Annotated in this window: 15 protein-coding genes; 6 read left to right on the forward strand and 9 right to left on the reverse strand. The window is 58.7% G+C overall.

The features are described 5' to 3' along the window. Positions 1-201 precede the first annotated feature (201 nt). Together NA78x_RS06900 and NA78x_RS06905 are read left to right on the forward strand one after the other, a co-directional pair. Positions 202-3,207 carry a calcium-binding protein gene (locus tag NA78x_RS06900; RefSeq protein ID WP_425617698.1) on the forward strand — a complete coding sequence of 1,002 codons (3,006 nt, stop codon included), beginning with the start codon at positions 202-204 and terminating at the stop codon, positions 3,205-3,207. Positions 3,208-3,318: 111 nt separating this feature from the next. Then, positions 3,319-4,173 (forward strand): DMT family transporter, encoded by an 855-nt coding sequence (locus NA78x_RS06905; protein ID WP_425617699.1) that lies wholly within the window; start codon positions 3,319-3,321, stop codon positions 4,171-4,173. 2 nt (positions 4,174-4,175) lie between these two features. On the opposite strand, the gene NA78x_RS06910 is transcribed toward NA78x_RS06905, so the two are convergent. The 4 genes from NA78x_RS06910 to NA78x_RS06925 all read right to left on the reverse strand — a co-directional run bounded on the left by NA78x_RS06910 (position 4,176) and on the right by NA78x_RS06925 (position 9,930). Beyond that, on the reverse strand, positions 4,176-5,006 hold the full coding sequence (locus NA78x_RS06910) for a glycerophosphodiester phosphodiesterase (protein WP_425617700.1): 831 nt from the start codon (positions 5,004-5,006) through the stop codon (positions 4,176-4,178). A 49-nt stretch (positions 5,007-5,055) separates the two neighbouring features. Then, positions 5,056-5,745 carry a hypothetical protein gene (locus NA78x_RS06915; protein WP_425617701.1) on the reverse strand — a complete coding sequence of 230 codons (690 nt, stop codon included), beginning with the start codon at positions 5,743-5,745 and terminating at the stop codon, positions 5,056-5,058. Positions 5,746-5,836: 91 nt separating this feature from the next. Continuing rightward, positions 5,837-7,288 carry a DUF1501 domain-containing protein gene (locus NA78x_RS06920; protein ID WP_425617702.1) on the reverse strand — a complete coding sequence of 484 codons (1,452 nt, stop codon included), beginning with the start codon at positions 7,286-7,288 and terminating at the stop codon, positions 5,837-5,839. Between the two features lie 11 nt (positions 7,289-7,299). Then, positions 7,300-9,930, reverse strand: coding sequence for a DUF1549 domain-containing protein (locus NA78x_RS06925; RefSeq protein ID WP_425617703.1), 2,631 nt, complete (start codon positions 9,928-9,930; stop codon positions 7,300-7,302). Between the two features lie 540 nt (positions 9,931-10,470). On the opposite strand from NA78x_RS06925, the gene NA78x_RS06930 reads away from it, so the two are divergent. Both NA78x_RS06930 and NA78x_RS06935 read left to right on the forward strand, forming a co-directional pair. Continuing rightward, on the forward strand, positions 10,471-11,550 hold the full coding sequence (locus tag NA78x_RS06930; protein WP_425617704.1) for a DUF1559 domain-containing protein: 1,080 nt from the start codon (positions 10,471-10,473) through the stop codon (positions 11,548-11,550). A 2-nt stretch (positions 11,551-11,552) separates the two neighbouring features. Beyond that, positions 11,553-11,984: a hypothetical protein gene (locus tag NA78x_RS06935; RefSeq protein ID WP_425617705.1), complete on the forward strand. Its 432-nt coding sequence runs from the start codon at positions 11,553-11,555 to the stop codon at positions 11,982-11,984. A 102-nt stretch (positions 11,985-12,086) separates the two neighbouring features. Here the strand turns inward: NA78x_RS06935 and NA78x_RS06940 are convergent, their stop codons facing one another. Genes NA78x_RS06940 through NA78x_RS06950 form a run of 3 tightly spaced genes read right to left on the reverse strand, consistent with a single transcriptional unit; the run spans position 12,087 to position 14,117 of the window. Beyond that, positions 12,087-12,851 carry a hypothetical protein gene (locus NA78x_RS06940; protein WP_425617706.1) on the reverse strand — a complete coding sequence of 255 codons (765 nt, stop codon included), beginning with the start codon at positions 12,849-12,851 and terminating at the stop codon, positions 12,087-12,089. 55 nt (positions 12,852-12,906) lie between these two features. Beyond that, on the reverse strand, positions 12,907-13,839 hold the full coding sequence (locus NA78x_RS06945; RefSeq protein WP_425613753.1) for an ISAzo13 family transposase: 933 nt from the start codon (positions 13,837-13,839) through the stop codon (positions 12,907-12,909). Beyond that, positions 13,827-14,117: a hypothetical protein gene (locus tag NA78x_RS06950; protein ID WP_425613584.1), complete on the reverse strand. Its 291-nt coding sequence runs from the start codon at positions 14,115-14,117 to the stop codon at positions 13,827-13,829. Before NA78x_RS06950 ends, NA78x_RS06945 begins: the two co-directional genes overlap by 13 nt. Before the next feature lie 979 nt (positions 14,118-15,096). Between NA78x_RS06950 and NA78x_RS06955 the strand changes: the two genes are divergently transcribed. After that, positions 15,097-16,572, forward strand: coding sequence for a DNA-3-methyladenine glycosylase 2 family protein (locus NA78x_RS06955; RefSeq protein WP_425617707.1), 1,476 nt, complete (start codon positions 15,097-15,099; stop codon positions 16,570-16,572). 22 nt (positions 16,573-16,594) lie between these two features. Next, a complete protein-coding gene (locus tag NA78x_RS06960; protein ID WP_425617708.1) occupies positions 16,595-17,149 on the forward strand; it encodes a methylated-DNA--[protein]-cysteine S-methyltransferase in 555 nt (184 codons plus the stop codon). On the opposite strand, the gene NA78x_RS06965 is transcribed toward NA78x_RS06960, so the two are convergent. Together NA78x_RS06965 and NA78x_RS06970 are read right to left on the reverse strand one after the other, a co-directional pair. Further along, positions 17,103-19,430: a heavy metal translocating P-type ATPase gene (locus NA78x_RS06965; RefSeq protein ID WP_425617709.1), complete on the reverse strand. Its 2,328-nt coding sequence runs from the start codon at positions 19,428-19,430 to the stop codon at positions 17,103-17,105. The two genes, NA78x_RS06960 and NA78x_RS06965, sit on opposite strands and share 47 nt — an antisense overlap. Next, the gene (locus NA78x_RS06970) at positions 19,427-19,876 is read right to left on the reverse strand and encodes a heavy metal-responsive transcriptional regulator (RefSeq protein ID WP_425617710.1); all 450 of its coding nucleotides are present in this window, start codon (positions 19,874-19,876) and stop codon (positions 19,427-19,429) included. Before NA78x_RS06970 ends, NA78x_RS06965 begins: the two co-directional genes overlap by 4 nt. Positions 19,877-19,950 lie beyond the last annotated feature (74 nt).

Consider the following 19,950-nt stretch of genomic DNA (forward strand, 5'->3'; position numbering starts at 1 on the left):
ATATGCCAGTTTTTCTATGAAAATTTAGCAGTTAGTGTTGCGAATCATTGACGCGCTTGTAAACTCGGTGAAGCATCCGCTTATCCTATTTAACATTTCTGCCCTATTTGGGGCGATTGTATCGTTCTTTAAACGCAGCCGGTCTCTGAGTTTCCCTCCACTGTTGTTGCACCCTGCTTCGCCTCCTTGGGGAGTCTATTTATGAAAAACGTGGTTCGCTTGCTGTTCTCGGGTTCAAAGGCTTTGACCCGCCGTCGAGACGCTTCTCGCCTCGACTCCAACCGGCGGCGCAAGCAACTGCGGCTGGAGTTTCTCGAAGACCGGCGCCAACTCGCGGCCGGCGAAGCCGCACTCGTCGGCAACGACCTCGTGGTCGAAGGCACCGCGGGCGATGACTTTATCATCATCAGCGAGTCGTCGGCTGGGTTGCTGATGGCACGCATCAACAACGAAGTGTTTGGTCCGTTTGTCGTTCCCGGCTCGATTATCGCGACTGGAGACACGGGCAACGACTTCATCGTGGTCATCAACAGCACACTGCCAACGAACATCAACGGTGGTGACGACAACGACTATATCGCGGGGAGCGCGGGCGACGACGTAATTATCGGTGGCCTGGGGGACGATCGTCTGATTGCGTCCGAAGGGAACAACACCATTTGGGGCGACGTGCAAAACCAGCAGGCACTGGCCGCAGGTGGCAACGACACCATTAGTGGCGGTAGCGGCAACGACATTGCTTACGGCGGTGGCGGCCACGACAAGATCGGACTGTTCAGCGGCAATGACTACGCCTTTGGTGGTTTCGGCAACGACCTGATCGATGGCGGTTTCGGCAACGATCGCATTTATGGCGGCGAGGGAGACGATGGTCTCTCGGGTTACTTCGGCGATGACTTGCTGGTCGGCAATGCCGGCAATGATGTGCTTGTCGGCGGCAGCGGCCGCGAGGTGCTCATCGGCGGCTTGGGCACCGATGCCATCAATGGCGAATCCGATGTCGACTTGCTGCTCGGCCGCGGCACGACGAACGAAGGGAGCACAACGGCCGGCGATGCCAGCGACGTCGCTTTGACGGCCTCGCTCGCCACTTGGGTCGCCACCACACCGGCTGCCCTCCTCACCCCGGTTCTTGGCCCCGACGATTTTGCCTTCGACGCGCTCTATGGCAGCTTCGGTGGTGACGCGTTCTATGCTGATCAATTCGACAGCCTGGGCGACTTCAACCAGGGGCTGGGCCCCGATACGCTCGAAGTCTTTGTGGGAAGTGCCGCGCTCCCTCCCAATACTCCCGTCGCTCCCGGTTCGGCCGCTCTGGTCGGTGCCGACATCGTGATTCAAGGCACGGTCCTCTCCGATCGCATCATTGTCTCTCCCGCCGGACCGGACTTGTTCAAGGTCTCTGTGAATGGCGTGGCTTTTGGCCCATTCCTGCAGCCTGGCGGCCAGATCATCATCAATGGCGATAGTGGCGACGACCACATCGAAGTTCTCAGCATCCAGCGAACGGTGATCGCCAACGGCAACGACGGCAACGACTACATTGCCACGAGCAGCGGCAACGATATCGTCACGGGCGGCCTGGGCGAAGACTCGCTCATCACTGCTGGCGGCGATGACGTGGTGTGGGGAGACAACCAGAACGATCAACTGATCAACGCCGGCTCGCGCGACGTCATTAGCACGGGTGCCGGCAACGATGTTGCTTACGGCGGCGGTGGCGACGACCTGATTGGCCTTGGTGAAGGTGAAGACTACGCCTCGGGTGGCTTTGGCAACGATCGCCTGGTGGGTGAAAACGGTAACGATCGCTTATACGGCGGCGAAGGGAACGACGAACTGGGTGGCGACGCGGGCGACGATCTGCTGATCGGCAACGCGGGCGACGATGTGCTCGTTGGGAACGGCGGCCGAGACGTGCTCATTGGTAGTGGCGGAGCCGACCAAATCAACGGCAGCAGTGACAACGATACGGTAATTGGCCGCGGCATCATTACCGACGTCAGCACGACAGCTCTCGACTTTAATGATGCTTCGAATCGCAACCTGTTGCTGGCCTGGTCTGGCGCGACTCCGCTCGGTCTCTTCTTGCCCGTGCTGGGCGTGAATGATAACGCCGTGGATGTCATCTACGGTGGTACCGGCAACGATGACTTCTATGCCGATCAACTCGATCGCCGTCCTGACTTCCTCATTCCCGGCATGGGCATCGACACGCTGCAGATCTTCCCGGGCAGTGCGAACCTGCCCGCAGGGTCGATCGTTCCTCCGGGAACGGCTGCCCTCGTCGATGGCGATCTGGTCGCCACGGGCACCGTGAACGGCGACCGGATCATTGTCAGGGCGATTAGTGATACGGTCTTGCAGATCAGCGTGAACGGCGTACCCTTCGACAACTACCCGGTCGATGGCAACGCGGGTGGTGAAGTTCGCATCAACAGCGGAGATGGCGACGATGAGATTCAGGTTATCAATACGGCTATTCCGGCCATCGTCGATGGCGGCAACGACAACGACTACATCGCGACCAGTCGCGGCAACGACATTCTCATTGGCGGCCTAGGCGAAGATCGCTTGATTGCCAGCGACGGCGAAAATCAACTCTGGGGCGATGTGCCCGGCCAAGAAGCAGCTGCGGTCGGCAGCAACGACACGCTGAGTGGTGGTGCAGGTAACGACATCGCCTACGGCGGCGGCGGGAACGATCTGATCGGCCTGTTTGCCGGAAACGATTACGCCTTTGGCGGCACAGGCAACGATCGCCTCGTGGGCGGCGAAGGAAACGATCGCCTCTATGGAGGTGCCGGCGATGATGAACTGTCCGGTGATACCGGCGATGATCTGCTGCTTGGCAACGCCGGCAACGACATCTTGGTCGGTGGTGCGGGCCGCGATGTGCTCGTCGGTGGCACGGGCGTCGACAATCTTAGTAGCGAAGCGGATGCCGATGTGATCATCGGTCGCAGCCTGACGAACGAGACCAGCGTCCTGGCAGGTGACGCCAACGACGCGGCCCTGACCGCTCTGCTGGCTCAATGGGTCGCAACGACTCCCGCCGGTCTGTTCACTCCTTCGCTCGGTGCCAATGATGGCTCGAAGGATTCACTCCGCGGCGGCACGACAGCCGACGACTTCTATGCCGATGTCAACGACAAGCTGGTCGACTTCCGGGCGCCGGGGATGGGCCTCGATCGTCGAATCGTTTAGTTCGCCGGTTTTCAGATAACAGACTTGCGATGAGGAGTGAGATCCGCCGATCTCACTCCTTTTTCGCTTCTTGCCCCATCAGACTCGCCAGCTTTCGTTATCTTGGAAGCAATGAAACCCCCGCCGTTCCTGCCTTATGCCTGGATGCTGCTGAGCGCAACCGCCTTTTCGGTCATGGCCATCTGCACACGAGCGCTTACCGAAGAATGCAACTGGCAGATCATCGCCATGTGCCGCACGGGACTGGCGATGTTGTTTGCGGCGATTCTCGCCTATCGAGCCGGCGCGACGTTTGTTGTGCTTCGACCACCGACACTCTGGATGCGCAGCTTGGCTGGCAGCGTGAGCCTGCTGTGCGGGTTCTTTGCGATGACTCACAGCAATGTGTCCGAAGTGCTGGTGATGACCAACATGTATCCGCTGTGGGTAGCGGTATTGAGTTGGCCGATCCTGGGCGAAGTTCCTTCGCTCGAAGTTTGGGCGGCGATCTTGCTGAGCATCGCAGGCGTGTGCTTGATGCATCCGCCGCAAGAGTTCGCCGGCCAGATGGCCTATGGCGCGGCCATCTTGAGCTCGTTCACCAGCGGTATTGCCCTCATCGGCCTGCACAAGCTCAAGGACATCGACCCGCGGGCAATCGTCACCCACTTCTCGGGCGTCGCACTGATTGCGAGCGTTGTCGCGTGCTTCGTCTTCCCGTGGGAGACATCGAACCCCGTGACCGTGAGCACGTTGTTGCTGCTGCTCGGCGTGGGCGGTTCGGCAACCGCCGGACAGTTGCTGCTGACCAAAGCATTCACGTCGGGCCCCGCTGCCCGAGTTTCGGTGATCGGCCTGTCGCAGGTCGCCATTGTCATGCTGCTGGAAGCGATCATCTGGCAGCGACGCTTCGATTTTCAAACGCTCTTCGGCATGTCGCTGGTTGTCGCACCCACCGCCTGGATGATTCTTCGCCGAGCCAGATGAGCTTACTTGTTGTGCCTGGCCGCTTTGCTCTTGGTGCGAAATTCCAGCGGGTAATCGGTCAGGACAAGATCGACTCCAGCAGCGGCACAACGCGACCAGTTTTCCGGCTCTTCTCCGCTGACAGTGGTGCCGGCGATGATGGTTCGCTTGCCGGCGGCATTGATCTTGGTGACGAGATCACGCTCGGGAACAAATCGCAGATAGACCCAGTCGGAATCTTGATCGACGATTGCTTTCTGCACGTCGGCTGCCGTTTGGGCGAGCGCCGCCACATGGCAAGTAGGATCTGCTTTACGCAGACGACTGCGAACTTCGGGATGGTCGATGGCACGGCCAATAAACAGAACCTTGCTCAACGCCCGCTGTTCTTTGGCCAGGGCAACAATGTCCGCTTCTAGCTTGTCATCGTCACCCTTGAGATCGGCAGTATAAAAAGCCGTTTCGCTGGGGGCTGTGGCGATGAGCTTGCAGACTTGCTCGAGGGTGGGGATTCGCTCGCCGCGGAAGGCCAGATCAAACCAGGCACCAGCGTCGAGTTGGAAAAGTTCGGCCACGGTTCGCTCGCTGGCCTGACCCTTGCCATTGGTGGTGCGGTCGAGCGTATCGTCGTGCAGGCAGATCAGCGTGCCATCTTTGCTGCGGCGAACATCGAACTCAAAACCCAAGCGGAGCAAGCGACAGGTGGCAAAGTTGGCGAGCGTGTTCTCGGGCGAGTGTTTGAGCAGCCCACGATGCGCAATCGGCTGCGTCGCGGTTGGCTCGGCGGCATGAGTAAGCGGAGCCATCGCGACGACCATCGCCAGGCACAATCCATTACGAAGCCAATCGATCATCCCGTTCGCCTCCGCCTGAATCCTCAACCTGAAAGCAATAAGGTGGATGTTAATCTTTCTTCGGCTCCGCCGGTTGCGCACGAGCGGCGGGCTGCCACTGAAACTGCTCGCCGGTCAATTCTTCCAGCTTGCGTCGTTGCTCGGGAGTGAGCACCGACAAGATCTTCTCGCGTTGTTCTTCCTGCAGTTGCTTATAGAAGGCCTGCGTCTTCTCTTGCATCTCCTGCAGTGCCTTTTTCTGAGCTTCCTGCAGCTGAACCTTTTGCTCTTCGGTAATGTTCAGTTCACTGGCCAGTTGATCGCCAGTGAGCGGATTCGCGCCGTACGCACCTTGCTGAAATTGCATCTGGAATGCGATTTGCTTCAATCGTTTGAGCTGATGCGGCAGCAGAATATCGGCGACTTTCTTGTCGGTCTCTTCGGCCAGCGCCTTGGCCGCTTCGTTGTATTTCTTCATGCGTTCTTGCGGATCGGCAATGCTCAGGTCGTAGAGCTTGCGGATTTTGGCTTGTGACTCCACCCGCAGTTTTTGGATTGCGTCGCGCTGGTCGGGGACAATATCCAGTTCCTTCTCCATTTGCGGGCCAACGAGCCATTGCAACGACTGGCCGAAGGGAGTCGCCGTCTGCTGCACAATCGCACTAGCTTGAGGAGCTGCGTTGCCTTGAGCCAGGCCGATGCGCACTGCGAAAGCCAGCTGAGCCAAGGCGACTAAGAGAAGTGTGGCTTTGAGTTTCATCGAACGAACTCCGTAGAGGGATGTCGCTGGCAGAAAATCGGCTGCAGGATTGCATCCTTAGTGTCCGACGAGAACGCTCTGGTTCATGCCACTATGCCAGAATCTGCTTCACCACCTGCGCAGGCTGGCCGTCAATAAGCGAGCCCGCCCCTTGCGGCCGCGCGAAAGTCAGCTTGCTGTGATCGAGGCCGAACTGCTGGAGGATCGTGGCGTGCAGATCGTAGTGATTCACCACGTCCTTCACCGCCTTGTGGCCGAATTCGTCTGTCTCACCATGCACGTACCCGCCCTTCACGCCGCCGCCGGCCAGCCAGGCGCTAAAGCCATAGGTGTTGTGATCGCGGCCGATGCTCTTGGCCTTTTGAATCACCGGCAGGCGGCCCATTTCGCCGCTCCAGTGCACGAGTGTGCTGTTGAGCAAGCCGCGGCGTTTCAGGTCGAAGACCAGGGCGGCCGTGGGCTGGTCGGTCTGCTTGCAGCGCAGCGGCAGCGAGGTATGAATGCCGCTGTGATGATCCCAGTGCTGATTGCCTGAGCAGACTTGCACGAAGCGAACCCCACGCTCCACCAATCGCCGCGCAAGCAAGCAACGCGACCCCCAATCGCGAGTTTCCGTTTGATCGATGCCGTACAGCCGCTTGGTCTCTTCGGTCTCTTGCGATAGATCGAGTGCCTCGCGGGCAGCGGTTTGCATCTTGGCCGCCAATTCATAACTGGCGATGCGCGCTGCCAGATCGTTCTCGCCCGGATGTTGTTTCAAGTGTTCCTGGTTCAGCTTCGCTAAAAAGTCGAGATACCGCTGCTGCGATTCCGGGGTGCTGTCGGTGGGAGGATCGAGATTGAGAATGCGCGGTTCGCGAGCCCGCACGACCGTGCCTTGATACAGCGACGGCAGCCAGCCATTCGCCCAGTTGTACACGCCTTCGACCGGCAAGTTGGCCGGATCGGTGAGCACGACATAAGCGGGCAAGTTGTCACTCTCACTGCCAAGTGCATAGGTGAGCCACGAGCCCAGCGCGGGACGGCCGGTGATCGTGCGGCCATTGCACAAAGCCAGAATCGACTGCCCGTGATTGTTCACGCCGGTGTGCATCGAGCGAATGAGCGTGATGTCATCGGCCACCTTGCCCAGGTGAGGCAACAGTTCGCTCAACTCCATCCCACACTGACCTTGGGGCGAGAACTTCCACTTGCTGGCCATCAGCTTGGAGCTGGCCTGATCGACGCTGTCGAACTTGATGCCGCCACCGGTGAAATCGGTCCCGTCGCGCTTGTCGAGTTCGGGCTTGGGATCGAACATGTCGACATGGCTCGGCCCGCCCTGCATAAAGAGCGAAATCATCGCCCGCGCCTTCGGCTCGCCGGCGGGTTGCTTTGGCTTCAGATCATAGGTGGGCTTCTCCAGGGCTGGCTTGGCAGGTGGAGCAGGCGCGGCAGCGGCATCTCGCGAAAGTAGCCACGCGAGGGCCAGCGAGCCGATGCCCGCGGCTTGCTGCGCGACGAAGTGGCGGCGCGAAGAACGAAATTGAGATTCAAGGTCCATCGTGGTCTCTCTCAATCGACATACAAAAACGCATTCGAACCAAGCAGTGCCTGGCACAGGTTAGCAAGGGCTCGCTGTTCCGCGGTCGGTGGTTGCTTGGTCTTGTCGGCAGGCGCAGAGGCTTTCGCGCTAGTAGCCTTCAATACTTCGATTTGAGCGGTGAGGAACTCGCGGGCTGCGGTGAGTTGTTCGGAGGTTGGCTCGTGGCCGTGGATCGCCCGCCAGGCAGCGGTGATTTGGGCAGAGAGATCGTCTTTGTTCTGTTCAACAACTTTCGCCGCCAGGAACAAGGCCTGATCGAGAACAAAACGGTTGTTCATCATCAGCAGTGACTGCGGCGCGGCCGTCGATTGATTGCGCAGTTCGCAGTTGGGAGTGAGCAACGGCGAGTCGAAGGTTTCCAGCATCGACAGCGGCAAGGAGCGGCGAACCTGCACATACAAGCTGCGGCGAAACTCCTCTTCGCCCAGCGGGACCACTTTGCCGGTAAACCGCCCCGCGCCATCGCGCGTATCGACGCCCACAATCACCTGGCCGATATCGTCAGGCGTGACCGGCACCGACTTACCATGTAGTTTGGTGGTCAGGCGGCCTGTGACTTTCAGCATCGCATCGCGCAAGGTCTCGGACTCGAGTCGTCGCAGGTTCATGCGCCCGAGCAGTTGATTATCGAGATCAACGGCATCGAGCGCATCGGTGCGCAGCGACTCTTGCTGAAAGGCTGCAGAGGTCAGCGCCATCCGCTGCAGGCGTTTCAATTCCCAGCCATCTTGTGTGAAGCGAGCGGCAAGCCAATCGAGCAATTCGCCGTGCGAGGGGCGCGCACCGAGAACGCCGAAGTCGCCAGGCGTGGCGACAAGGCCGCGACCGAACTGATGCAGCCAAAAGCGATTTACCAGCACGCGGGCCACCAGCGGATGATCGCCCGAGGCCAGCCATTTGGCATAGGCCAGCCGGCGACCACTGGTGGGAAGTTGAGGATCGTCGATAGGAATCTTCGCTTGTTCGCTGGCCTCATCGCGCAGCAGTACCGATAGCTCCCCAGGCTGAACTTTGGCTCGGGGCGAGTTGATATCGCCGCGATAAAAGACGTGCGTCGTGGGAATTTTGCCCGGTACTTCGGTGAGGACGGCTGCTTCGTTCTCGGCCGGCTTTTGCTTGCTGAGCGGGGCGATCAAATCGGCGTACTTTTTGTTGAGGGCATCCACGGCCTCTTTTTCGAACTGCAGCAAGTTGCCGCTGGTGACGTTCAGTCTGGGATGCTTGGCGAGCAGTGCCTTTTGTTCCGCGGTGCGTTCTTTCGCCAGAGTCTCACGGGCCGCACGCACTTCCACTTGTTCTTCTTCCGGCAAGCTGGCCAGCACCTTCTCGATGGTGGCCGCCACGAGCACATCGATTTCGGCCGCCTTCTCTTTGTTCAGTTTCGAAATAGCGAGGTCGATTTCTTTCGCCTGCTGGCGCGTCTCCGCCGACCAGAGAGAAATGTTGCGAGCGCCTGGCGTCTTCCAATTGGTGATGTCGTAGGCGGGTTCGAAGATGGCGCGAATCTGGTAGTAATCGGTTTGGGGAATCGGATCGTAGCGATGGTTGTGACACTGGGCGCAACCAACGGTCAGGCCCAGCAGCGACGTCGAGACGATCTTGATCATATCGTCGAGCACTGCATTGCGCGCGACACCCTGGTCGAGCGTGGCGTCGCCGGTGCCATCGGGCCCCATGCGCAAGAAGCCGGTCGCAATCAGTTGATCGGCCTGCTGCGGAGACAGACTGGTGAACTTTGCTGACAGCAGTTCATCGCCGGCCAGTTGCTCGACAATTAGCTCGTTCCAAGGTTTGTCGGCGTTGAGCGCACGAATGATGTAGTCGCGATACTTGTAGGCATGTTGCCGCTCTAGATCCTTTTCGCTGAAGCCATCGCTGTCAGCATAGCCGGCGACATCGAGCCAATGACGGCCCCAGCGTTCGCCGTAATGGGGCGAAGCCAGCAGGCTGTCGATCAGCCGATCCCACGCATCGGGAGCGGTGTCGTTGACGAACGATTCAATGTCTTCGGCCGTCGGAGGCAGGCCGAGCAGCGTGAACCAGGCGCGGCGAACCAGGATTTCTTTCTTCGCAACGGGCGAAAAAGTTAGGCCCCGTTCGTCGAGCTTTTGCAGCAGAAAAAGATCGATCGGCGATTGAGCAGCAGCTGGCGTTTTCACCACCGGCAAGGCAGGCTGGCGAATCGGCTGGAACGACCAGAAGGCCCGCTCTTCGTCGGTGATGAGGCTCAGTTGCTCGGGCTCGGGGCGAACCGTTTTGGCACCGGCGTCGATCCACTTCTTTAGCACCGCCAACTCGGCAGCGGGCAGCTTTTTCCCCTCGGGAGGCATCTCGCCCTGTTCGATCCGCTGAATCAGCAGGCTGTCGGCCGCTTTGCCGGCGATGATTGCCGCGCCGCCTTCTCCCCCGGCGAGCATGGAGCGGACGAGTCGCAAATCGAGCTTCGCTTCGTGCTCGTCTTCTTCGCCGTGGCATTGAAAGCAGTGCGTCTTGAGAATTGGCCGCACGTCCTTTTCGAACGTGGGGACACTCTCTTCCGCGCGCGACACGGCAGGAGCCAGCGCGAACAAAACCACCAAAATCGCAACGCGAGTGAGCATAGGCCTGCGGCGGGTGTGAAGGGGGGTGGGATTCAGGCGGGAGAGGCTCGCCCTTGATTATCACCCTGCGGCCCGAGCCACGCAAGAAAAACCTGGGCATTGTTGACGTCGGGTGGGTCGATGTCGCGACTGGCGACTTGGCCCGGCGATCAATTGTCCCGCGACATGGCCCACCACGAGGGCGGGTAATCAACAATCTCACGTTCCGCGAAAGGGCTCGCTGCGGAACAGTAACGGAACGTGAGACGGTTCGCTGACCAGCCACATATGGTTCGCTCGAAAGAAGTAGACAGTTCGTGCGTTGCCGCAGTGACAATGACGGATTCGCTCGAAGCTCCAACGATTGGCTCGTGAGAAGTCACGCTGCGTGGTGGGCCAGCAGCAGGGTGATCGCCGGGAGTGCAAAACATTCTCCCTACGAAGACAACGGAGCCGTACAGCGGACGTTCGGGGGGGACTTTAATTTCAGAGTGAAAAGATTGCGGCAATACGCATGAAAACGCCCCTTCCCAGGCCCGAAATTCCGCTAACAATGCGCAGGTGCCTTATTTTTCAATAAGGGACCTCGTTTTTCCCTTTGCCCAAAAAACCTCTCCCTCAACCTGGTTTTCGTGGGCTTGTTCCAGGCTGATTTTGCAAAGGTGCCTGTCCATGTCTTGGGCGCAGAAGAAAACCTCGCAGAAAATATCGACCGGTTTTACCCTGGTCGAACTGCTCGTCGTCATCGCGATCATCGGAGTGCTGGTCGCTCTCTTGCTTCCCGCCGTGCAAGCCGCCCGCGAGGCTGCTCGTCGTGCCCAGTGTTCAAATAACCTGAAGCAAATTGCTCTGGGCATGTTGAACTACGAGGACACCTTTAAGTCGCTTCCGCCGGGCCGCGTCGGCTGCGACGGATCTGGCCCCGCTGGCTCACAATGCAACGGCTACACCTCGGGTGCCGGAACACTCGGGTGGAGCGGATTCGTCTGCATGTTGCCATTCGTCGAACAAGCCCCTCTCCATAGCAAGATTGACTACTCGACAATCCCCTGGGGTGTTGGCGGGACGATCGGGCCGAACAACAAGCTGGTTGTCGAGGCCCGTCCAAAGTTCATGGTTTGCCCGAGCGATATCTCGAAGCCATTTTTGACCAACAATCCTGAGACGGGTGTTAACGCGGCGACTGGCTGCTACGGTTTGGTGGGCGGTACTCTTGGGCCGCCGAATGGCGACAGCATCAAGTTCTACAACACAGGTTTGTTCGTTTATCGCTCAGCCTTTCGATTGGCAGATATTACCGACGGCACTAGCAGCCAAATGATGGTTGGCGAAACTCGTGGGAATGATGGCGTCGTCGCTGCGCCGAACGGGCCGGCCTCACCGAATATTTGGAGTACTGGATCTCGGTTCATCACGCTCCGTACAACAAATATGCCCATCAACCAATTGCCTGGCACCGGGGCCGGCATCGATACGACAAGTGGCACCCGCTCTAACGCAGCCTTCGGTAGCTTACACCCAGCTGGGGCGCAGTTTGCGTTTGCGGATGGCCATGTCAGCATGATTCAAAACAACATCAACTTCGTCACCTACCAGCGACTCTCGATGCGTGCTGATGGTGAAGTCGTCGGAGATTACTAATCATGCCAACCTCTCCTAAGACCAGCATTCTCATTCTTGGCTGCTTGAGCTTAGCTGTAGTGGCAGTCACCGGCTGCGATACTGGACCGAAGTTGTTTCCCGTCGAAGGTCAAGTCACACTTGATGGAAAACCATTAGAGTACGGTGCGATCCGCGTCATCCCTGGTGCGGGGCGAACTGCCTCCAGCGACCTAGATGCTCAAGGCCGCTTTAAGTTGATGATGGATGACAAAGAAGGGTGCCCGCCAGGCACGCACATCGTAACTATTGCCTCACAGAAGGCGATCAACGAAAACCTAGTTCGTCGCTACGCACCTGCGAAGTACGACAACGGAATCAACTCCGATTTGAAGATTACCGTCGACGGCCCAAAGAAGGACGTGGTCATTGAACTGAAAGGTGACGGCAAAAGCTATCCAATTGATGGCCGGTAAGATTCACCAGATCTTTTGCGAAAACTGCTACAAAGCATTTCAGGCTGGTCGAGTTCTCTCGACCAGCCTTTTTGTATCGCAGTCCAGCGCCGACATGTCAGGTTAGTCGCCGATTACGTCAAACCAGCCCGCAGTGGCCGAAGTCCAAATCTGTGAATGCGGCAGTCCAGTGCAATATCCGTCCATATCATTATCAAATGAGATGCGGATATTGTCGCCAACACTGATTCCTGCCACTTCGATGTAGGCGCCCTCGTTCAGGCCATCCTCGGTGGAACCGAAATCGCTGACATTATTAAAGTCGTCCGTCAGAATCCACTCCCACTCGCGAATTTGATCATTCCATTGAGCGGCCAGTGTCGCAGCTTGACCAGTTGTGACATTCATGACCTGCGTGAAGAGGAAGCCGTTGTTTGTAGAGACTCCCTGCACGCTGTTGGTGCTCGTTGCCTCCAGAGCGAGATTTAGTCGGAGGGTGATTTCTTCTGGCGGGTCGTGTTCTGTATTTTCCAAAACCTCGAACTGCGCGCTCCCCGCCATCCGCATTTGCCAAGAGCAGAAACCGTTTACTCCGTCGTCGATAAACACTCCGGTCAACATTTGCCCAATCATCGCGCTGTCTAGGTCACCGACCGAGGCAATCGAATTGATCGGAGTAAGCGTGAAAGCTTCGCCTTGCACTTGCGATGTCAAATCCGTAACTGCGGCGGAAACACCATCTAAAATGAGATCATGGTCCGCTTGTGGCGTGAACCACTCATCATCCCAGGCACCATTATTGCCTAGGCCGACGAATGCGAATCCATCACCAAAAAGTTCGAGGTCTTCTTCAGCATCGTTGAAGGCATCAACGCGCAGAAGCGGCATCGAGAACTGCCCGAATGAGGCTAAGAACCCAACGCGAAATAACTTCGGCTTTTGATCATAGCGGGTTGAAGGCGGGCGCTGTGTAGTTGAGTTGGGGCAGGAAGCTATTGAAGCGAATGGGATTGTGATCGAGGAAGGCTTGGCTGGCTTTGATTCCCTTCTGATACATCCGGCGGGCAACTTCCGCGACGACATGCAGTCCGTGCGTCGTGTGAGTGCGTGCGATAAAGTTCCGCGCAACTTGAATGGTCTTGAGCACCACGGCCTTGATCGCGCGCGAGACGTGACAGAAGAGGCGATGCTCAATGGGATTGTATTTCGAACAGCCCGGCGGGTAGTGAGCCACCTGCACGTCGCAGCGCAGATCATGGGCCAGGTGGCATAGCGTTTCCTTGAAGCGATGCTGGCGACACCCGTTGCTGCCGCCGCAGTCGCACAGCAACAACAGTCGCGGCGCGTACCAGTAATGTTCCCGACCCATTCGCTCCCACCACCGACGGATCGCATCGCAAGCGAGTTCGCTGGTGTCGGCGCCGCGGGCCAAGTACATGAACGCTTCGTTGCGGCGAGTGTCGTACACGCCGTAAGGAACGAGTCGTTGCTCGGCAGTCACGAAGTCGTGATCTTGCACGACCACGCGGCCATCGGTGATCGCTCGGCCCGGATGAAAGAAATCGCCGAGAATTTCCTTCTTTTTCGTGTCGATGCTCAGCACCGGCCAATCGTTCCGCTCGTACTTGGCGCGGAGCTTGGCAATGAATTGAAACTGCTCGTCGCGATGTTCAAACTCACACGCCGCTTCGTCCTTGTACGCCTGTCGCCGCGAGAGACCAAGCTCGTCGAACAAGATTCGCCGCAACGCATCGGGACCAATCTCAAAGCCTTGCTCTTGCAACTCCTCCGCCAATTCAGGAACCGAGCGGTTCGTCCAGCGAATGTTTTCGTCGACGGGCGAACCGGCCGTGTCGCGCTCGATCAGGGCTTCCACTGCAGGAATGATTTCCGGTTGCGCAACGCTAGCTGGCTTTCGGCCTCCCCTTTTTTGCGAACGCGTCCCGCAGCTTCGTCCTCCGGCAGCTGCTCGATGTCCTCCGCGCCGTGGCGAATCGTGTCGGGATCGCAACCAAACAAATCGGCGATGTACTGCACACCGCCATGCCCGAGCTTCACCGCTTCGACCGCCGCGTAGCGTCGCCGATCCTTCTCGGATAACGCCCCATACACCTTCACCATCTGCCGCTCGACCGTTGCCCGATAAACCTTCATCGTTGAGCCCTCCTGTGACTGACTCCATGCCCCCCTTCAGATTATCATGCGACAGTACCAAAGGAAGTTATTTCGCGTTTGGCCCTAAGGGAACTGCGAACGTGGCTAGAACTGCCAATAGAGAGAACTGAAGCAATTTCATGATCACAACTCCAAGGGAATTGAATTGGGGGAGAGGAACTGATCTGACGTTGCTGCAGCGGTACCATTGTAGAAGGCGTTTTTTGTTGCCCCGATTTTCTTCCGAACCAGCGAAAACCCATCGACGCATACTTTCATGCGGATTCGTCTGGGCAAATTAAGGGAGCCTCGATTTCCGTAGACGGCTCCTCCGCTTGAAAACAGCAGTTGGATTTGCTGGCGAGTGACGCGCGTTTGTCATTGCTGACAGAGCAGGCGTTGCAGCTTGCGCTTGCACGCGACATTTAGTCGCCTTATTCACCTCGATGAACAGTTATCTTCTATTGAAAAATATCGCAATAGATACTTGACAATAAATCACCAGCATGAGCTAATGTCGGGACGTTCTCTCACAGTCTGGTTGCATTCGGTACGGGCTCGCTACGCGGTGGGGAAAATTCGTGTTTGCGAAGTGGCGACTGAATGGCCCGAATCGGGGCCTGTCCAAGAATGAGCCCGGTTGTTGGACAAAGAGAGTGAGTGCGAAAAGTTGGCAGTGAGTCGCAAGTGATTCCGCGGAAGCACCTTACAGCAAAGTTCAAAAGACACTGCCTGTCCAATAACCCGGGTGATTGTTGGACGTTTACGATGGATGGAAAGTTGACGACAGGCAGGTCGTCGGACCAGGGCTAGGTTGCGTCACACCTTTGGCGTGCATACCAGGAACCAATCGCGCAGGCGGAAGTAGGGCTGGTAACTGGTTGTGGGCGAAGTCGGTGAACGCGTAATCGTCGCTGGCCAGCCACATTGGCGTCCGAAAACCGCGAGACAACTTCGCGGGCCTCGCTAGATTTAGCTTATGGATCTCAACCCCGCAGTTTGCTATCGCGCGGTCCAGGCTCGCGATGCCCGTTACCACGGCCGCTTCTTCACCTGCGTGAAGACGACCGGCATCTACTGCCGTCCCATCTGCCCGGCGCGACCACCCAAATTCGAGAACTGCCAGTTCGTTCCCACCGCCGCCGCGGCGCAGGAGGCTGCCTTTCGTCCCTGCCTGCGCTGCCGGCCGGAAAGCTCGCCGACGCTCCATGCGTGGCAAGGAACCGCAGCGACCGTTTCGCGCGCCTTGAAACTGATCGAAACAGGCGCGCTCGACGAGGGGAACGTCGCAGCGCTGGCCGAACGGCTCGGTCTGGGCGAGCGGCAACTGCGCAGGCTGTTCAGTAGGCATCTCGGTGCTGCGCCGATCACCGTGGCGCAAACTCGCCGCGTGTTGCTTGCTAAGCAACTGATTCATCAAACCGATCTCTCGATGATTGATGTCGCCTTGGCCAGTGGCTTCGGCAGTGTGCGGCGCTTCAACGAAGCCTTTCAGCGGCTCTATCAACGACCACCCAGCAAATTGAGGAATCGCACAGGAACTTCGCCAGCTTCACCGGAAATCACCCTGCTCCTCCCATATCGACCGCCGTACGACTGGGAGTCGATGCTCCGCTTCTTACGAGTTCGCGCGATCGCCGGTTTGGAGATCGTTACCGCCGACACTTACAGCCGGGCGATTGCCCTTGAGGATGTCGTTGGTTCGCTGCAAGTGCGAAACTCGCCGGAGCATGCTTCGCTAGAAGTGACGATTCGCGTTCCCCGCTTGAATGTGTTGCCCACGATTATCTCTCGCTTGCGTCGTCAGTTCGATCTGGGCGCGGAGCCAGTTGCCATTGATGCGGCCCTCTCGGCCGATCCGCTGCTGGCTCCCCTGGTGCAGGCTCGCCCTGGGTTGCGAGTGCCCGGCGGTTGGGACGGCTTTGAGATTGCCGTGCGCGCGATCCTGGGACAACAAATCACGCTGACCGCCGCGACGAAATTGGTAACGCGGTTGGTCAACAGCCTGGGCCAAGACGAGGCGGAGCAAGTGGCGATACCGGGACTCACGCATTTGTTTCCCGGCCCCGAGTGCTTTCATGTAGAGGAAATCGTCTCGCTGGGGATGCCTGCCGCGCGGGCCCAATCACTGGTGGGTGTTGCCCAAGCTGCAGTTGCCGACAAGCGACTGTTCGATCCGCGTTCCGATCTTGCCGCAACCGTAGAGCACTTCCAGCAACTGCCTGGCATTGGTGAATGGACGGCGCAGTACATTGCCATGCGCGCGTTGGGTGAAAGCGATGCCTTCCTGGCGGGCGACGTGGCCCTGCAACGCCAACTCGCAGCGGACGGCACGCGACCTTCGGCCCACCAAGTGCTGGAACGCGCGGAGCAATGGCGACCGTGGCGCGCCTATGCGAATTTGCATCTGTGGATGGCCGATGCAGATGCCCAGCAGCCCGCGTTTGTTCATTGAGGTTCGAAGGATATGAGGAGACATGCTCGTGCGATTGCAACTGGCGGAATACGACTCACCACTACAGACTCTGTTGCTCGTTACCGACGAAGAGGGCGTGCTGCGGGCCCTGGAATTCGCCGATCACATGGAACGAATGCAACGGCTGTTGCGAGGTCACTACGGTGGCTACACGCTCGAAAATGGTCCTGCGCCAGCCTCGATCGTTCACGCGCTCGATGCGTACTTCGCCGGTGATCTGCGGGCGCTCGACTCGATTCGCGTCGCGACCGGAGGCACCGAGTTTCAGCGAGCCGTGTGGCAAGCTCTGCGCGCCATCAAGCCGGGTGAGACGAAAAGCTATGGTCAGCTGGCGAAAGAACTGGGCCGCGTGAGTGCCAGTCGCGCGGTTGGGGCAGCCAATGGTGCGAACCCCATTTCGATCGTCGTGCCCTGTCATCGGGTGATCGGCGCGAACAGCAAGCTCACCGGTTATGCCGGCGGCTTGCCTCGAAAAAACTGGCTCCTCGTCCACGAACGCGAGCGGTCTGCTAGAGCTTTGCTTTTTGCAGGCGGAGTGAGTTGGCAATCACACTGACGGAACTAAGGCTCATCGCGGCACTGGCAATCATGGGAGTCACGAGTCCAAACGCGGCCAGCGGTACACTGAGCGCGTTGTAGACAAACGCCAAGAACAAGTTCTGGCGAATACCGGCTGAAGTCGCTTTGCTTAGACGCCGAGCTCGCACGATGCCACGCAGATCGCCTTTCACGAGTGTGATGGCGGCGCTCTCCATGGCGATGTCGGTTCCCGTTCCCATGGCGATCCCTACATCAGCTTGGGCGAGCGCGGGGGCATCGTTGATGCCATCGCCAGCCATGGCGACGCAGCGTCCCTCGCGTTGCAGCTTGGCGACCACTTCTCCTTTCTGTTCCGGCAGCACCTCGGCAATGACTTCGTCGATGCCAAGCTGACGCGCGACCGCGTCTGCGGTGGCGCGGCTATCGCCGGTGAGCATGATGATGCGGAAACCTTCGTCACGCAGCAATTTCAGGGCTTCGGGAGTTGTGGACTTGATGGGGTCAGCCACGCCGATCAGTCCGCCCAGTTGGCCATCGATGGCTACGATCATGACCGTTTGCCCTTCGGCTCGCAGTTGCTGCAAGCGAGTTTCGACGGAATCGAATGAGACGCCTTCGGCTTGCATCATCGCCGTGTTGCCGATGGCAATGCGTTGTTGCCCGGCCACACCACGAACTCCCTTGCCGGTGACCGATTGAAAGTCTTGTACTTTCGACAAAGTTACGCCCTGATCCTTCGTGCCTTGGACGATGGCGGCAGCCAGCGGATGTTCGCTGCTGATTTCCAGGCCGGCCGCGAGGGCCAGCAACTGGTTTGGTTCGATCCCACGAGCAGGTTCAATGGTGACTAGTTTGGGCTTGCCTTCCGTCAGTGTGCCGGTCTTATCGACGACCAGCGTGTCTGCTTTGTGCAGCATTTCCAACGCTTCCGCGTCGCGGAACAGAACGCCAGCGTGGGCGGCACGACCGGTCCCCACCATGATTGCCATCGGCGTGGCCAAACCCAAGGCACAGGGGCAAGCGATGATCAGGACCGCAACGGCATTCACCAAGCCGTGAGCCAGCCTGGGTTCGGAACCCCAGATTGCCCAGCCCACGAATGTAAGCACCGCAGCACCTAGGACTGCGGGCACAAATACCATGGCCACCTTGGTGACCAGTTTTTCGATCGGGGCCCGGCTGCGCTGAGCGTCGCCCACCATCCGCACAATCTGCGCGAGCAAGGTATCGCTGCCGACACGCTCGGCCTGCATCAACAGCCCGCCGGTGCCATTCACGGTTCCGCCCACCACCTTGCTCCCCAGGCTCTTCTCGACGGGGATGGGTTCGCCGGTGAGCATCGATTCGTCGATGCTGCTTTGGCCCTCAAGCACGACTCCATCCACGGGCACTTTTTCGCCGGGGCGAATGCGCAGGCGATCTCCCAGATGGACGTGCGCCAATTCCACATCTTCTTCCACACCATTTTCACGCACGACGCGGGCCGTCTTCGGCGCTAGCCCAAGCAGTGCGCGAATCGCCGCCCCCGTTTGTGAGCGGGCCCGCAGTTCGAGGACTTGGCCAAGTAACACCAACACAACGATCACCGCGGCACTGTCGAAGTAGGGCTCGATGGCGTCGGCCGAGTTGCGAAAGCCGGGTGGAAAAATTGCCGGCGAAACCGTCGCTACCACGCTGTACAAGAAAGCGGCTCCCACGCCGATCGAGATCAAGGTGAACATGTTCGGACTACGATGGACGACCGACTGCCAGGCACGTTCGAAAAAGGGCCAGCCACACCACTGCACTACCGGAGTTGCCAGTGCCAGCTGAACCCAGTTCAACACGGCCATGTGCTCGTGCAGCAGTTTCATCAGAGCAGCCGAAGGGATCATGCCAGCCATCGCGATGAGAAAAATCGGCAGCGTGAGTGCAGCGCCGATCCAGAATCGCCGCTGCATTGAGATGAGTTCGGGATCGGGGCCCACCTCCGCCGTGGGCTGCAGCGGTTCCAGTGCCATGCCACACTTCGGGCAATTTCCCGACCCCTCCTGCAGCACATCCGGATGCATGGGACACGTGTATTGGCCACCGGCGACATGAACCTGCGACATAGGGACGTGCGCACCTTGCAAGATCTTGTCTGGGTTCGCCTTGAACTTTGCCAGGCAATGAGTGCTGCAAAAGTGGTAGGTCTCGCCGTGATGTGCATGGGAGCCCGCTGCCGGACCGGGAACAACCGTCATGCCACACACGGGATCAATCACGGTGGGAATCTGGACCGAGCCACCGCCAATTTGGTGCAATTCGTGACTCATGATTTCCTCCCCGGTGATGAAGTCTTCTTGGAAGCCATTGGATGGCAAGTGGGATCGATGGCAGCCAGGATGGGGCAGCCTTCAAGTTTTCCTTTGCCGTCGCAAGCTGCGATTAAGGGGGACAAGGCCTTCCGCATGCGTTTGAGTTCGCTGATGCGGGCGTCGATATCGGCAATCTTCGCTTCTGCGCGTTCTCGAACTTGCTGGCGAGTGGAATCGGGATTGAGCTTGAGCGCGAGGAGTTCTTTGATTTCGCGTAATGTGAATCCCAGCCGCTGCGCCTGCTTGATAAACCGCAATCGGGCGACCGCATCCAAGTCGAATTGGCGATAGCCTGAGGCGCGCCTGGCCGGCTCTTCCAGCAGACCCTCGCGCTCGTAAAACCGAACCGTCTCAACGCCAATGCCCGCTTCGCGGGCGACCTGACCAATGGTGAGTACTTGCATGCTGCTTGTCCCTTCCCCACCATCTTACAGTCCGTACCTTACTACAGGGTCAAGAGTGATACTCTCAGGCAAGC

This window comes from Anatilimnocola aquadivae (genome assembly GCF_049819085.1).
GTDB lineage: Bacteria > Planctomycetota > Planctomycetia > Pirellulales > Pirellulaceae > Anatilimnocola.

What these genes read in the sequence shown, in the direction of transcription:
- NA78x_RS06965 (WP_425617709.1), bottom strand. Translation starts at nt 19,430, where the DNA reads ATGAGTCACGAATTGCACCAAATTGGCGGTGGCTCGGTCCAGATTCCC.
- NA78x_RS06905 (WP_425617699.1), top strand. Translation starts at nt 3,319, where the DNA reads ATGAAACCCCCGCCGTTCCTGCCTTATGCCTGGATGCTGCTGAGCGCA.
- NA78x_RS06910 (WP_425617700.1), bottom strand. Translation starts at nt 5,006, where the DNA reads ATGATCGATTGGCTTCGTAATGGATTGTGCCTGGCGATGGTCGTCGCG.
- NA78x_RS06970 (WP_425617710.1), bottom strand. Translation starts at nt 19,876, where the DNA reads ATGCAAGTACTCACCATTGGTCAGGTCGCCCGCGAAGCGGGCATTGGC.
- NA78x_RS06920 (WP_425617702.1), bottom strand. Translation starts at nt 7,288, where the DNA reads ATGGACCTTGAATCTCAATTTCGTTCTTCGCGCCGCCACTTCGTCGCG.
- NA78x_RS06940 (WP_425617706.1), bottom strand. Translation starts at nt 12,851, where the DNA reads ATGCCGCTTCTGCGCGTTGATGCCTTCAACGATGCTGAAGAAGACCTC.
- NA78x_RS06960 (WP_425617708.1), top strand. Translation starts at nt 16,595, where the DNA reads ATGCTCGTGCGATTGCAACTGGCGGAATACGACTCACCACTACAGACT.
- NA78x_RS06915 (WP_425617701.1), bottom strand. Translation starts at nt 5,745, where the DNA reads ATGAAACTCAAAGCCACACTTCTCTTAGTCGCCTTGGCTCAGCTGGCT.
- NA78x_RS06900 (WP_425617698.1), top strand. Translation starts at nt 202, where the DNA reads ATGAAAAACGTGGTTCGCTTGCTGTTCTCGGGTTCAAAGGCTTTGACC.
- NA78x_RS06935 (WP_425617705.1), top strand. Translation starts at nt 11,553, where the DNA reads ATGCCAACCTCTCCTAAGACCAGCATTCTCATTCTTGGCTGCTTGAGC.
- NA78x_RS06925 (WP_425617703.1), bottom strand. Translation starts at nt 9,930, where the DNA reads ATGCTCACTCGCGTTGCGATTTTGGTGGTTTTGTTCGCGCTGGCTCCT.
- NA78x_RS06950 (WP_425613584.1), bottom strand. Translation starts at nt 14,117, where the DNA reads ATGAAGGTTTATCGGGCAACGGTCGAGCGGCAGATGGTGAAGGTGTAT.
- NA78x_RS06955 (WP_425617707.1), top strand. Translation starts at nt 15,097, where the DNA reads ATGGATCTCAACCCCGCAGTTTGCTATCGCGCGGTCCAGGCTCGCGAT.